General features: G+C 47.2%; 15 protein-coding genes and 1 tRNA gene. 7 read left to right on the top strand and 9 right to left on the bottom strand.

What is annotated here, in order from left to right:
• Positions 1-3 precede the first annotated feature (3 nt).
• Positions 4-945 (bottom strand): RNA polymerase sigma factor RpoH, encoded by a 942-nt coding sequence (gene rpoH / locus ACIQZ3_RS02080; RefSeq protein WP_397389921.1) that lies wholly within the window; start codon positions 943-945, stop codon positions 4-6.
• 94 nt (positions 946-1,039) lie between these two features.
• Positions 1,040-1,930 (bottom strand): signal recognition particle-docking protein FtsY, encoded by an 891-nt coding sequence (gene ftsY, locus ACIQZ3_RS02075; RefSeq protein ID WP_397389920.1) that lies wholly within the window; start codon positions 1,928-1,930, stop codon positions 1,040-1,042.
• A 62-nt stretch (positions 1,931-1,992) separates the two neighbouring features.
• On the opposite strand from ftsY, the gene ACIQZ3_RS02070 reads away from it, so the two are divergent.
• The 5 genes from ACIQZ3_RS02070 to ACIQZ3_RS02050 are packed head-to-tail and all read left to right on the top strand — an operon-like array spanning position 1,993 to position 6,143.
• Positions 1,993-3,378 carry a M16 family metallopeptidase gene (locus tag ACIQZ3_RS02070; RefSeq protein WP_397389919.1) on the top strand — a complete coding sequence of 462 codons (1,386 nt, stop codon included), beginning with the start codon at positions 1,993-1,995 and terminating at the stop codon, positions 3,376-3,378.
• The gene (locus tag ACIQZ3_RS02065; protein ID WP_397389918.1) at positions 3,365-4,711 is read left to right on the top strand and encodes a M16 family metallopeptidase; all 1,347 of its coding nucleotides are present in this window, start codon (positions 3,365-3,367) and stop codon (positions 4,709-4,711) included. The genes ACIQZ3_RS02070 and ACIQZ3_RS02065 overlap by 14 nt, the downstream gene beginning before the upstream one ends.
• Positions 4,683-5,324: a 16S rRNA (guanine(966)-N(2))-methyltransferase RsmD gene (gene rsmD, locus ACIQZ3_RS02060; protein ID WP_397389917.1), complete on the top strand. Its 642-nt coding sequence runs from the start codon at positions 4,683-4,685 to the stop codon at positions 5,322-5,324. Before ACIQZ3_RS02065 ends, rsmD begins: the two co-directional genes overlap by 29 nt.
• Before the next feature lie 36 nt (positions 5,325-5,360).
• A complete protein-coding gene (gene coaD, locus ACIQZ3_RS02055) occupies positions 5,361-5,855 on the top strand; it encodes a pantetheine-phosphate adenylyltransferase (protein WP_216178594.1) in 495 nt (164 codons plus the stop codon).
• Positions 5,856-5,873: 18 nt separating this feature from the next.
• A complete protein-coding gene (locus ACIQZ3_RS02050) occupies positions 5,874-6,143 on the top strand; it encodes a YfhL family 4Fe-4S dicluster ferredoxin (protein WP_397389916.1) in 270 nt (89 codons plus the stop codon).
• A gap of 4 nt (positions 6,144-6,147) precedes the next feature.
• On the opposite strand, the gene pth is transcribed toward ACIQZ3_RS02050, so the two are convergent.
• From pth to ACIQZ3_RS02020, 6 genes are all read right to left on the bottom strand, one after another.
• A complete protein-coding gene (gene pth / locus ACIQZ3_RS02045) occupies positions 6,148-6,744 on the bottom strand; it encodes an aminoacyl-tRNA hydrolase (protein WP_397389915.1) in 597 nt (198 codons plus the stop codon).
• 90 nt (positions 6,745-6,834) lie between these two features.
• Complete coding sequence (locus ACIQZ3_RS02040; protein WP_397389914.1) at positions 6,835-7,461, bottom strand: 50S ribosomal protein L25/general stress protein Ctc; 627 nt, start codon at positions 7,459-7,461, stop codon at positions 6,835-6,837.
• A 136-nt stretch (positions 7,462-7,597) separates the two neighbouring features.
• On the bottom strand, positions 7,598-8,554 hold the full coding sequence (locus ACIQZ3_RS02035) for a ribose-phosphate pyrophosphokinase (RefSeq protein WP_397389913.1): 957 nt from the start codon (positions 8,552-8,554) through the stop codon (positions 7,598-7,600).
• Between the two features lie 73 nt (positions 8,555-8,627).
• Positions 8,628-8,704: transfer RNA gene (locus ACIQZ3_RS02030), tRNA-Gln, on the bottom strand.
• A 5-nt stretch (positions 8,705-8,709) separates the two neighbouring features.
• Positions 8,710-9,585: a 4-(cytidine 5'-diphospho)-2-C-methyl-D-erythritol kinase gene (gene ispE / locus ACIQZ3_RS02025; RefSeq protein ID WP_397389912.1), complete on the bottom strand. Its 876-nt coding sequence runs from the start codon at positions 9,583-9,585 to the stop codon at positions 8,710-8,712.
• Between the two features lie 7 nt (positions 9,586-9,592).
• A complete protein-coding gene (locus ACIQZ3_RS02020; RefSeq protein WP_397389911.1) occupies positions 9,593-11,080 on the bottom strand; it encodes a lipoprotein insertase outer membrane protein LolB in 1,488 nt (495 codons plus the stop codon).
• A 35-nt stretch (positions 11,081-11,115) separates the two neighbouring features.
• Between ACIQZ3_RS02020 and mutM the strand changes: the two genes are divergently transcribed.
• Together mutM and mutY are read left to right on the top strand one after the other, a co-directional pair.
• Positions 11,116-11,952, top strand: coding sequence for a bifunctional DNA-formamidopyrimidine glycosylase/DNA-(apurinic or apyrimidinic site) lyase (mutM, locus tag ACIQZ3_RS02015; protein ID WP_397389910.1), 837 nt, complete (start codon positions 11,116-11,118; stop codon positions 11,950-11,952).
• Positions 11,937-13,097: an A/G-specific adenine glycosylase gene (gene mutY, locus ACIQZ3_RS02010; protein WP_397389909.1), complete on the top strand. Its 1,161-nt coding sequence runs from the start codon at positions 11,937-11,939 to the stop codon at positions 13,095-13,097. Before mutM ends, mutY begins: the two co-directional genes overlap by 16 nt.
• Here the strand turns inward: mutY and rapZ are convergent.
• Entirely contained in the window at positions 13,042-13,932 is an 891-nt protein-coding gene (rapZ, locus tag ACIQZ3_RS02005) for an RNase adapter RapZ (RefSeq protein WP_397389908.1), read from the bottom strand. The two genes, mutY and rapZ, sit on opposite strands and share 56 nt — an antisense overlap.
• Position 13,933 lies beyond the last annotated feature (1 nt).

The following is a 13,933-nucleotide window of genomic DNA, read 5'->3' as shown; positions in this document are numbered from 1 at the left end:
TGCTTAAGCAGCTTCAGCTTGCAAGTGACTGCGCATCTTTTTGAGAGCAGCAGTCTCAATCTGACGAACACGCTCTGCAGAGATGCCGTATTCACTGGCGAGATCATGCAATGTTTTTGTGCCATTGCCATCCGCATCCATTGCTAACCAACGTGATTGCACAATGTTACGGCTACGTTCATCTAAAGCCATGAGCGCTTGATCAAGTTGTGGGCCATGCAATGCATCAGTTGCAGCAGCAGCCATCATCTCAGTAGGTTCTTGACTGTTATCAGCTAACCATTGAATTGGTGAATAGGCTGACTCATCATCACTATCATCGCCCTCTAGGGCAATATCGCCACCAGCAAGACGCATTTCCATTTCTTTAACGTCAGAGCCTTTGACATCCAGAGCCTTGGCTAATGCCTCAACTTCATTGGGTGTCAGGGCGGCCAGAGTAGGTTTGTTGCTGCGTAAGTTAAAGAACAATTTACGTTGTGCTTTAGTTGTTGCAACTTTGACTAAGCGCCAGTTCTTGAGGATGTACTCATGAATCTCTGCCTTAATCCAATGGATTGCGTAAGAGACTAAGCGTGCGCCTTGGTTAGGGTCGTAGCGTTTCACGGCCTTCATCAGGCCGATATTGCCTTCTTGAATGAGGTCGGCATGCGGAATGCCATAGCCTAAGTATTGACGTGCAACAGACACTACCAAGCGCAGGTGTGAGAGAACCAAAGTTTTCGCGGCATCCACATTTTCAGTACGACGAAATTCTTGCGCGAGGTGAAGTTCTTCAGCGGCGCTGAGCATGGGCACGCGATTAACGTACGAAATATAAGAGTCGAGTGTGCCAACCCCGAGGGAAGGCAACATCGGAAAGGCAAGCGAAGCCGCAGCAGTCTGCGCTGCTGGCAATGTTTGCCCTGCTTGCAATTGCGGTTTGTATGCTTTCTTTTGAACCATTTTCTTTTTATATATTTTAGGTATTAATAGAGTTTTATTTTAGCACTCTTGTCAAGAGAGTGCTAACGGTTTTTTACTTCTATAAGTCTATGATTTAATTGAATAATTCAGAAGAATATTGGGCGGCTGTAAAGGGGGCTAAATCATCAATTCCCTCGCCTTTGCCTAAGGCTAAAACCGCAGGTTTCGGCCCATCACTGAGGGTGTGGGCGAGTGCGCAGATGACCCCGCCTTTGGCGGTGCCATCTAATTTGGTCACGATTAAGGCAGAAAGCCCTAGGGCAGCATGAAAGGCCTTTACTTGGCTTAAACCGTTTTGACCGGTATTGCCATCAAGAACGAGCAAAGTCTGGTGAGGTGCCCCAGGAAGGGCCTTGCCGATGACTCTTTTGACCTTCTTCAGCTCCTCCATGAGATGGTCTTGAGTAGCAAGCCGGCCGGCGGTATCAATAATCAGGATATCGCTCTTGCGAGAAATCGCCGCATGAATGGCATCGTGTGCCACTGCTGCTGCATCGCCACTCTCTTGCATGATGACGTCGACTTGATTGCGGCCACCCCATTCAAGAAGCTGGTTGCGTGCCGCTGCCCGGAAAGTGTCACCAGCTGCCAGTAAAACGGATTTACCCTGTGATTGAAAGAGTTTGCAGAGTTTGCCGATGGTAGTGGTCTTGCCCGCACCATTAACGCCAATCACAAGCCATACCTCAGGCATGGACTTTTGCTCATGCACATATAAGGGATTATTGTTCGGCTCCAAAGGCTTCAAGAGACTTGCTACCTCTTGAATAAGCAGTTGCTTTAGATCTTCTGGGCTGCTGGCTTTTTCTGATTTGGCAGCTTTACGAAGTTTGCCAATCAGTTGTTCGGTCGTAGGCAGACCCACATCGCTCAGAATGAGAGATTCTTCTAGGGCATCAAACCAGGCTTCATCAGTCTGATTGGATTTGAATAGGGATCCGAGGGTTTTACGTAGGCCGAACATAATCGATACAATTTAATCCTTGCATCTTATCAATTAAATACTTGGGATAGGTGATCTTACAGATGCGCTCCACTTTATTACGTTTTTCTTTCTACTTGATGCTCTGTTGTCCCAGCGCCTGGGCAGCTACAGGCGCAGGTCAAGCAAACACCCACGAGTTTCAACTTTCTAATGGCCTTAAGCTGATTGTGCGTGAAGATCATCGTGCACCGACGGTTGCGCATATGGTTTGGTACCGTGCTGGCTCTATGGATGAAGTGAACGGTAAGACTGGTGTAGCCCATGTGCTCGAGCACATGATGTTTAAGGGTACTGATAAGGTCAAGTCGGGAGAGTTCTCTCGCTTAGTTGCGGCGGTAGGCGGTAGAGAAAATGCTTTCACCTCCCGCGATTACACGGCTTATTTTCAGCAGGTAGAAAAGTCCAAGCTAGATGAGGTGATGAAGCTAGAGGCTGATCGCATGTCTAACCTCAATTTTGATGATGCAGAGTTTTTGAAAGAAATTCAGGTAGTGATGGAAGAGCGTCGTCTGCGTACTGAAGATAATCCAAGTAGCCTTCTAAATGAATCACTCATGGCTACTGCTTACATGAGTTCCCCTTATCGTCATCCAGTAGTAGGGTGGATGAATGACCTGGTCAATATGAAAGCTACAGATGCACGTGATTGGTATCGAAGTTGGTATAAGCCAAATAACGCCACAGTTGTTATTGCAGGTGATGTTGACCCTAAAGCCATTTTGAGGACAGTAGAAAAATATTATGGGGTTGCATCTGAAAGAGTGCTGCCTGAACGTAAACCACAGATCGAGCCACCGCAAAAAGGTATTAAGCGGGTGCAGGTCAAAGCGCCAGCAGATAGCGCACAACTTGCAATGGCTTGGAAGGTTCCCAAGCTACAAGTGGGTAAGCTAGAAGATGATGAGCCGTATGCATTGGAGCTGTTGGCCGCAGTACTCGATGGTTATGACAATGCTCGCTTGAATCGCACTCTGGTTAAGCAGGAGCGGGTAGTTAATGATGTGGGCGTGGGTTACGACATGATCTCAAGAGGGCCCGAACTCTTTTTAATTAGCACTAGTATGGCTAAGGGCAAAACCGTAGAGCAGGCTGAGAGCAGTATTCGGAAGGCTTTGAAAGAAATTGTCGATAAGGGAATTTTGGAGTCAGAGCTTAAGCGCATCAAGGTGCGCATTTTGTCCGATCAAATTTATAAGCGCGATTCGATATTTGGTCAGGCAATGGAAATCGGCAGCACGGAGATGGCTGGATTCTCATGGCGAGATATTGATGTGATGCTGGAGAGGATGCAAGCAATTACTCCTGCACAAGTTCAAGCTGTTGCAAAAAAATATTTGGTCGATGAAGGTTTAACAGTTGCAGTTTTAGATCCGCAGGCGCGTCAATCCAATGAGAGTAAGCAAGGAGACAATCGTGCTGCTAAATAAATTGCTCAAGCAAGCTAGTCTTACATTCGTTCTGATAGCGGGGGTCAGTACCTCTGCCTATGCAATATTGCCGATTGAAAAACTAGAGCCCGTCAAGGGCGCGCAAGCTTACTTAGTCCAAACCAAAGCGTTGCCTATGGTGGATATCGAGATCAGTATTGATGCGGGTGATCGCTATGATCCAGCGGCTAAGAGTGGCTTAGCTACAGTAACTGGTCAACTGATGAACTATGGCGCTAAGTCAGAGAAGGGTTTGCTGACAGAGGCACAGATCGCCGATGAGATTGCAGACTTGGGTGCAAACTTTGGCATTTCTGTCAGCGGTGAGCGTGCCATCATGCGCATTCGAACTTTAAGTCGCAAAGATTTGCGTGATCGCGCTGTTCAGTTGGGGTCAGCCATGTTGAGTGCCCCCACTTACGATGCCAAAATCTTGGTGCGCGAGAAGCAAAGAATGACAACTGCATTGCTAGAGTCAGAGACAAAGCCAGAGTCAGTCCTAGATCGCCGTTTTAGAAAATTGGTTTATGGAAACTATCCATTAGCTAATTCGCCAACAGTACAAAGCATTGCCAATATCAGCGCAACTGACTTGCAGCAGTTCCATAAACAGTTTTACCGCGGCGATCGCATGATCGTCAGCATCGTGGGTGATGTGAGTAAAGCAGAGGCCGCTGAAATTGTTCAGGGTTTATTGCAAAGAGTACCGCAGTCTGGACCTGCTATTGCCAAGTTGCCGGCGTTTGAGCGCTCACCAGTAGAGCCTTTGAGTCAACGTGAGGTCACCATTCCATTTGATTCGCAGCAAGCACATATTGCTATGGGAATGACGGCGGTAACCCGTAGCAATCCCGATTATTTTCCATTGCTAGTGGGGAACTATGTTTTGGGTGGCGGTGGCTTTGTATCCCGCCTCATGTCAGAGGTTCGTGAAAAGCGTGGCCTGGCCTACAGTGTGTTTAGTTACTTTGCGCCTGGAAAGGATGCGGGGCTTTTTCAGGCGGGCTTACAAACGAAGAATGATCAGGCAGCTTTGGCACTGGAGGTGATGAGCTCTTCCATCGCACAATTTATTGCTGATGGGCCCACACAATCTGAGCTCGATGCCGCTAAAGCGAATTTGATGAATGGCTATCCTTTAAGAATTGATAACAACCGTAAGTTGCTGGATAACGTTTCCTCAATTGCTTGGAATGACTTACCTCTCGATACTATGGAGGTATGGACTAAGCAAGTTGAGGCTGTGAATCTAGATCAAGTAAAGGCGGCATTCCAAAAATACTTAGCTATGGATCGAATGAAGATTGCGGTCTTGGGAGCCAAAAATCAATAAGCCAGCAAAGACTACTAAGCAATCAGAGTTGCCACAGAAGATTCGTATTATTGGTGGGGTTTGGCGCAGTCGTTTGCTAAGTGTGCTGGAACTGTCTGGCCTTCGTCCCACCACTGATCGTGTTCGTGAAACCTTATTCAATTGGCTTGGGCAGGATCTGGTGGGTTTGAAGTGCTTGGATTTGTTTGCCGGTACTGGTGCTTTAGGTTTTGAGGCGGCATCACGACACGCTCATGCAGTGACCCTGCTAGAGAAAGATAAGAAGGCCCATGCAAGGCTTTTGGCAAACTTTGCTTTGCTGCAGTCATCTCCCGCTCCTGGAGCGGTCGAAATTTTGCACCGAGATAGCTTGGAGTTTTTAAAGCAACAAGCCGATCGCTCAAGCAACCTAATTTTTATAGATCCACCCTTTCAGGAAGAGGGCTTATTAAACCAAGCGCTGAAAGAGGCTGCTCGCGTTTGCGATGACAGCGCTGGCGGGGGGATTTACGTGGAGTTTCCGGCCAGTCGCTCTCGTGAGCAGATCGAGTCTTTAGTGCCGGACTGGCATTGTGGAAAATACTTAGAGGCTGGGCAGGTAAAAGCCTGTCTATTTCGCTCTAAGAGGGGCTAAACTCTTGCCTGTAGCTGAAAAAGCCTTAGGAGCGTTATGACTGTAGCTGTATACCCCGGAACATTTGATCCCTTTACTCGTGGTCACGAGGACTTGGTGCGTCGCGCCTCAAGCATTTTTGGCGAGCTAATTGTTGGTGTGGCTGATAGTCGTAGCAAACGCCCTTTCTTCAATTTAGAAGAGCGCATTGAAATCGCTAAAGAAGTACTCGGCCATTATTCCAATGTAAAGATTGTTGGCTTTACGGGTTTGTTAAAAGACTTTGCCCGTGAACACAATGCGCGTGTGATTGTGCGTGGTTTGCGCGCAGTGTCTGATTTCGAATATGAATTTCAGATGGCTGGTATGAATCGCTACTTATTGCCTGATGTTGAAACGCTATTCCTTACGCCATCTGATCAATATCAGTTTATCTCCGGTACCTTTGTGCGTGAGATTGCTTCAATGGGTGGAGATGTGAGTAAGTTCGTATTTCCATCTGTAGAAAAGTGGTTGGTCAAAAAGATCGAAGCCAATAAGAGCAAAGAGTAAGGCTGGTAGGCAAACAAGATGGCTTTAATGATTACGGACGAGTGCATCAACTGCGATGTATGTGAGCCAGAATGTCCGAATGATGCAATCTACATGGGTCTAGAGATCTATGAGATTAATCCTAATAAATGTACTGAGTGCGTGGGGCACTACGATGCGCCACAGTGTCAGCAGGTTTGTCCAGTTGACTGCATTCCACTGAACCCCGCTGTTCCGGAAAATCAGACGCAGCTCATGGTGAAGTATCAGACTTTAACTGCTGCCAAAAAAGCCCTAGCTACAAAGTAGTGGCCTAATTCGTTTTTGAATGTAGTTCCAGCATTGCCGACTGAGTATCGCCCTTCATAAATAATCCGAGAATTTTTAAGCCATCTTCAATACTGGCATCAATCTGTTTTTGCTCTGCCTGTAAAGGCCTTCTCAATACATAGTCTGCAACGTCCATAGCGCGCGCACCTTCTGCAGCGAGGTCTCGTGGGTGGCCAATGCCAAGGCGCAGGCGCCAGTATTCAGGGGTTCCTAGGTGAGCTTGGATATCTTTTAGACCATTATGTCCACCAGTGCCACCACCGAGTTTGATGCGTGCTGTGCCGGGCTTGAGATCAAGTTCATCCTGCACAACCAATACATCTTTAGGAAGAATTTTGTGGAAGTGACAAAGCGCGCCTACAGCCTGGCCACTAAGATTCATATAAGTGCTTGGCTTAAGTAAGAAAAGATCTTCACCTTCCCATTTAGCCTTTGCAACTTTCCCATGAAAACGTTTTTCAGTTTCAAAGCGCGCGTTCAATTGTTTGGCAAGGGCGTCAACAAACCAGAAGCCAGCATTGTGCCGTTCTTCTATGTGTTCTTCGCCTGGATTACCGAGGCCAACAATTAATTTAGTCATGATGAGTGCTTAAGGATAAAAGTATTTCCACAAAAAAGAAAACCCGCTTGTAAGCGGGCTTCCTCTGTCGCAAAGATAAGGCTTAAATAATTAAGCTTTATCCTTTGGGGCTTCAGCAGCAGGAGCCGCAGCAGCTTCAGTATCGGCAGATTTCACTGCTGGGATACGTGCGTTAGCTAATACTGGGTTTTCTTGCTCAACATGTAATACCAAGGTAACGCCTTTTGGCAATGCGATGTCTTTAGCATGGATACCATGGCCAACTTCAATCTTGTTCAAGTCCACTTCAATGAACTCTGGCAAGTCTGCTGGTAAGCAAGAAACTTCCAATTCAGTTGAGATGTGGCTGATTACAGCGCCTTGCAATTTCACTGCAGCTGAAGTCTCAGCATTGATGAAGTGCAATGGAACGCGCATGTGAACTTTCTCAGTCGCAGAAACGCGCTGGAAGTCGATGTGCAGAACCAAAGGCTTAAATGGGTGCATCTGGTAATCGCGCAACAACACTTTTTGTGCTTTGCCGCCGATTTCGAGATCAAGGATAGATGAGTGGAATGCTTCCTTACGGAGAGCATGGAACAGTGCGTTGTGATCCAACTCAATTACAGTTACGGCGTCTTTACCGCCATAGATGATGCCCGGAGTTTTACCGGAGTTGCGCAGACGGCGGCTCGCACCCGTTCCCTGTACGCTTCTTTCAAAGGCTACTACTTTCATATCGAATTCCTAAATTAAGGTTAATTTCCGTTCGCGACCAAACAGAAAAGCCTTTGATTATATCGTGGGAATAGCGGTATTTGCCTAGAAAAGGCTCAAAACTGCCAAAAACAGGGGTAGAAACGCTGTTTTTGGCTTATTCAGCGAACATCGACATCACTGAATCACCCTTACTAATTCGGGAAAGGGTCTCAGCAAGGATGGGGGCAACGCTTAACTGACGAATTTTTGCCACTTTCATTGCCTCTGGAGTCAGTGGGATGGTGTTAGTAACGACTAATTCATCTAATTCGGAGGCGGCAATACGGGCCACAGCACCGCCGGAAAGGACGGCATGAGTACAGTAGGCGGTAACGCCCTTAGCACCACGCTCTTTTAGCGCCTCAGCGGCTTTGCAGAGCGTTCCGCCGGTATCAATGATGTCATCCATGATGACGCAATGGCGGCCTTCTACTTCGCCGATAAGGTGCATTACTTCTGATACGTTTGCCTTAGGGCGGCGTTTATCAATAATTGCCAAATCTGTACCCAATTGCTTGGCCATTGCACGGGCGCGAACTACGCCGCCGATATCTGGCGAAACAATAATCAGATCTTTTTTGGTTTTTTGAGCTTCTAAGTCAGCCAATAAAACTGGGGAGGCATAAATGTTATCTACTGGGATATCGAAGAAGCCCTGAATTTGGTCAGCATGGAGATCCATGGTTAAAACGCGCTCAACGCCAGCAACGGACTGGAGCATGTTTGCAACGATTCTGGCTGAGATGGCAACCCGGGCTGAGCGCGGGCGACGATCTTGTCTGGCGTAACCGAAGTAAGGGATCACTGCGGTTATGCGGCTTGCTGATGCTCGTTTTAGGGCATCAATCATGATCATGAGCTCCATCAAACTATCGTTTGTTGGAGCGCAAGTGGATTGGATTACGACAACGTTCTTACCGCGGACGTTTTCTTGAATTTCTACTTGGATTTCACCATCAGAGAATCGACCAACAAATGCTTTTCCCATTGGGAGATTGAGCTCTTTGGCTACCGCATGGGCCAAAACCGGATTTGCATTGCCTGTGAAAAGAGTCAGTAAATCAGCGTTCATTGGGGCGGACATAGGTGATTTTGGAATTTTGGTAGGGGTCGAATGGATGTCTTTTGGTCGTATCTACAGTAGTTGGCAGGGGAAGAAGGATTCGAACCTTCGCATGCTGGAATCAAAATCCAGTGCCTTAACCAGCTTGGCGATTCCCCTACAGGTCAATCTGAAGAAATCAAATTGTAAGCGGGATTTTTATTTAGCCCCCGAACAATTCGACCTATCCATCCTTTTGGAAGATTTTGCAGAAGAATTTCCAGATTCGCAGTGTCCGTCTTAGGGTCTAAGGCGGCAAAAACGCTACTTCCAGAGCCGGACATGCAAGGCGCCGAGCTTGGCACTGCCTTGTAAATCCAATCTAATGCTTGCTTCACTTCAGGACATTTCTGCACCGCTACTGCCTGACAATCATTTGACTGATATGACCTTGGCGATGCAAGAAAGCGATCTATTGTAATCGGAGCGTGATCTCGGGTCAATTGAGGGTCTTGAAAAATCTGAGCAGTGGCAATCCCCTGGTTTGGGAAGATCACCACAAAGTCTTGGGTTTCCAAGGAAATTGCCTGTAATTTCTCTCCGACCCCCTCAACAAAGGCATTTTGGCCAAAGATGAAAAATGGCACGTCGGCACCGAGTTTTAAGCCGAGTTGGCAGAGGGTGGTGGTATCGAGATGCAGATCCCAAAGCGTATTCAGACCGAGGAGGGTAGATGCGGCATCTGAGGATCCGCCCCCGAGGCCTGCTCCCATTGGAATATTTTTCTCGAGGCCAATTTCAACCCCTCGTTCAATTTTGCCGTGTTCTTTGAGGAGTTGGGCTGCGCGAACAACCAAGTCTTGCTCAGGGGGCACTCCGGGAATAGGGTCGATACGACGAACCTCGTTTTCTGGAATGAGCTTCAAGGTCAGTACGTCACACCAGTCAATCAACTGAAAAACAGATTGCAGCAGATGGTAGCCATCATTACGGCGCCCAACAATATGTAGAAAAAGATTGAGCTTTGCGGGGCAACGAAGTTCTATCGCATTACTCATCATTCACACATTACTCATTCGGGGTGTCAAAAACCAAGCGGATATCAATCGACCCGATATTGGAACTGCGAGTCATCGTGAGTTTTTCTAAACGCTGAGCATTGTTCCAGTTGTAATTCAAGGTCCAGCCATCTTGCGTAATTTTGCCGACTTGTCCCTTTGCGTTTCGCTCCACACTCGCAGTGCTACCAGGGCGCGTTTGTCCACGCAACCAGTCAGATAAACCACGAGCAGGTAGAGGAAGTCCTAATGCACTTTGAATAAGGGTGTCAGCATCAATGGCTGTAGTGAATTGACCATCACGTTCAAGAATTGCCTCACCAGGTTTAATCGTAATTTTGGCAATTGATCCACCAATAGGATTGCGAATTTCCAATACATCCGTCAGCGCATCTTGAGTCAAAGTAAATCCACCTGAACCACCTTGATTTTTGCTTTCGGTAAGTCCAGTGACTTTTACCGAGAAACGCCCGTCCCATGCGCCTTTGATGGCGGTATCTGCAACAGACCAATCTGGCTTTAAGCGCTTCAAAGTTTCTTTGAGGGTAGGATTATTGGCATCTAATTGCTGCCCTTTACGCCACATATCTTCGGCTTCGATTGGGCGATTCATGGCCCACAAGACTTCGCCAATATGCGCAGCAATGTCTGCCTCGGGCTTGATGCCAAATGCTTGTTGAAGTTGTTCAAGCGCTAGTGCATTTTTACCCATGCGAAAGCTCACCCAACCAAGACTATCCAAAATAAAACCATCTTTAGGGGAGAGTTGATGCGCTTTGGTAATGAGCTTAAATGCTTCTGGTAATTTCTGATTACGATCAGCTAGCGAGTAGCCAAGTGCATTGAGGCTGTTAACGTCATTTGGATTCTTGCGCAAGATTTCGCGCAGAGTTTTCTCCATAACTTCGATTTGTCCTGACTTTTCAGCAGACATAGCGTAGGTGTAGAGCAGCCCTGGATCTTTTGGCTCTGGTTTCACTGCGGACACTATTTCGTAGAAAGCCCTTAAAGCTTCTGATTCATCAGTGGCCTTAGCTAATAGTGCCTGAATTTGTAACAAAGTAACTTCACGTTGCGCTGGTGTCTGCTGATTCAATAGTGAGATCGTAGGCTTGACTGCATCTGACCAGCGCTGATTCAGAATCAAGAGGGTGATGAGCACTTCTTTAGGCTTGGTTTGTTTTGGCCCCGCCAAGCTATCCCAAGTTTGCGCAGCTTGGAGGGCAAGATCGGGCTCGCCTGCAGTGATAGCAATCTCCATAGCTCTTTGTGCCAAACGGGGGTCATCTAGCTGCCGAGCAAGCTCTAAATAGGTGTTGTAGGCCAGACCAGCTTCACCACGTTGGAGTGCGATCTCTGAGGCTAAGACCTCAAATACAGCTTGGCCGCTATCAAGGCTGCTGGTTTTGACGGCAGCATGACTGGGAGAGAGACTTAATCCAAGTCCGGCTGCGAGCAATAAGGCCTTTAAGGAAGACTTTAATAAAAATTTGGTCATGAGCACATTCTAATCCGCGAATCTACAATCCATTTATGCCAGAACTCCCAGAAGTCGAAGTTACCCGATTGGGTATTGCCCCCCATTTAGAGGGTCGCAGGATGAGTGCAGTCAAAATTATTGATGGCCGCTTGCGTTGGCCAGTACCTAGCAATTTAAATACGCTGCTTTCTGGTCAGAAAGTCTTGGGAATTGAGCGTCGAGGTAAATACCTCTTAATGGAGTTTGATACCGGATATCTGTTGCTACACCTAGGAATGACCGGAACATTGAGAGTGTTGCCTGGTAGTGATCCATTGAAGACGCATGATCGAGTGACCTTTGAGTTTGGCAAACTGAGTTTGCGTTTGCATGATCCCCGAAAGTTTGGTGCCGTCTTGTGGCATCCAAAATCCAAGGGGCCGATTGAGAACAATGCCCTCTTACAAAAACTCGGCGTCGAACCTTTTTCATCCGAGTTTGAGGGTGAGCTTGGCGCAGATGTTTTATATCAATGCTCGCGCAAGCGTAGTATTGCCGTGAAGCAATTTCTATTGGCAGGCCAAGCTGTAGTGGGTGTAGGAAATATCTATTGTTCAGAAAGTTTATTCGAGGCGGAAATTCATCCGGCAAAGGCAGCTGGAAAACTCACGCGTCCGCAGTGCTCTCGACTCGCTGCTGCAGTGAGATTGATTTTGAAAAAAGCGATTGCTGCGGGCGGCAGTACTTTAAAAGACTTTGTGAATAGTGAGGGTGACCGAGGACACTTCATGGTGCAAACCAAAGTCTACGATCGTAAAGATCAACCTTGCAAGGTATGCAAGACGCCGATTAAGCAAATAGTGCAAGGTCAACGATCTACTTACTTTTGTCCCCAATGTCAGAAGCGTTGATTAAGAACTTCGCCACTAAGCTGATTGCTTGGCATGGCAAAGACGGGCGCCAAGGCTTGCCATGGCAAAGTATTCGAGATCCCTACGCAGTATGGGTTTCTGAAATCATGCTGCAACAAACTCAAGTGGCTACTGTTCTGGAGCGCTACCCCCGCTTCATGAAACGCTTTCCGACGGTGAAGAGGTTGGCTGCTGCGCCCTTAGATGATGTCTTGGCAGAGTGGGCGGGACTTGGCTATTACACGCGTGCTCGTAATCTTCATGCCTGTGCCAAGCAAGTTATAGAAGAGTTTGGAGGAAAGTTTCCGGCTGATCCGGAATTACTAGAGCAACTCAAGGGCATTGGTAGATCTACTGCTGGTGCCATTGCTGCTTTTGCATTTTATGAGCGGGCGCCAATTCTGGATGCGAACGTCAAGCGCATTTTGGCAAGACTGTTTAGTATAGAGGGCGCCATCCAAGAAAAAGCGGTGAATGATGAATTATGGCTTCTAGCCAAAACACTCCTGCCTAAAAAAGCTGTGGATATGCCGGTATATACACAGGCCCTGATGGACTTTGGGGCAACGTGGTGCACCTCTCGCAAGCCGGTTTGTTTAAGTGGTGAAAAGAAATGTCCATTTCAAAAAGAATGCCAAGCCAATCTCAGCGATCAAGTTTTGTTGTTGCCTCGCAAAGTAATCAAACCAAAATCCCCTGAATTTAATTGCGATATGTTATTACTTAGACATGGCGATTCGGTTCTGCTGCAAAGGCGTCCAGATAAAGCTATCTGGGGTGGGCTGTGGTCTTTGCCTGAATCCTCTTGGAGAGCGAAAGAAAAAAACTCCCAACCTTCAGCCACTAATTTAGTCAATTTATCTGCGAAAGAATTATTGCAGCTGGTCCTGCCAGATGAAAAGATTTCTAGCGCTTTAAAGAGTTGCAAAACTATTGAGCGAGGAGTGGAGATTAAACATATCTTTACGCATCGACGTTTATGGATGCAGATTTGGCATGTGACTTCAAATGATGCCGTGAAATTTTCAAGCGATGACTTGAAATGGGTTTCTCTGCGTCAGCTCGGAAAGTGCGGCTTACCTCAACCAATCAAATTGCTGTTGCAGGGATTGAATCTAGCTCGCGGTGACGACTTAAGAAATTAATCTGGAGTGCTGCCAAATCCTTTTGCGGCAGAAAATGCGCAATGATGCGACTCACTAGATAGACTGAGCGATGTTGCCCACCAGTACAGCCGATAGCAACAGTAAGATAACTGCGACCATCCGCAATATAGTGGGGTAACCATTTTTCAATAAATTGAATAATGTCAGTTTCCATGCTGACGACTTCAGGAATTTTTTCCAAGAACTTGCGAACAGGCTGGTCTTTCCCAGATAAAGGGCGCAGTGCTTTGTCGTAGTGTGGGTTTGGTAGACAGCGAACATCGAATACGAGATCCGCTTCGCTCGGCAAACCTTTTTTAAATCCAAAAGATTCAAAAATCACTGTAAGCCCTTGAGGCTTATCTTTAAGAAGGTCCTGTATCCACGAGCGCAGCGCATGGGCAGGCAGATTGCTGGTGTCAATACTGTGGGCTTGAGTGCGCAGAGGCTCTAAGAGATTGCGCTCTTTATCAATTGCCTCTATCAGGGTAGCGGCTTGAGTCTGTTGCGTTTTTCCGGAGAGTGGATGACGTCGACGGGTTTCAGAGAAGCGCTGGATCAGCGTATTGGTATCAGCGTTTAAGAAAACAACTCGCACTTGATGGTTGCGTCGTAGGTTTTCTAGGATCTGGGGTAGTTCTGCAATGGATTGACCACGACGGGCGTCAATGGCTACTGCAATGCGCTCACTTTTTTCGTTTTCTAGCGTGGTGATGAGGTTTTCTAAAAGGGTAACCGGAAGGTTATCTACGCAGTCATAGCCTGCATCCTCAAAGGCCCTCAGTGCAACTGATTTACCTGAGCCGGAGATGCCGGTAATCAGATTGATTTGCATA

This window comes from Polynucleobacter sp. (assembly GCF_044342855.1).
Lineage (GTDB): Bacteria > Pseudomonadota > Gammaproteobacteria > Burkholderiales > Burkholderiaceae > Polynucleobacter.
This window is presented reverse-complemented; position numbering and strand designations above follow the sequence as displayed.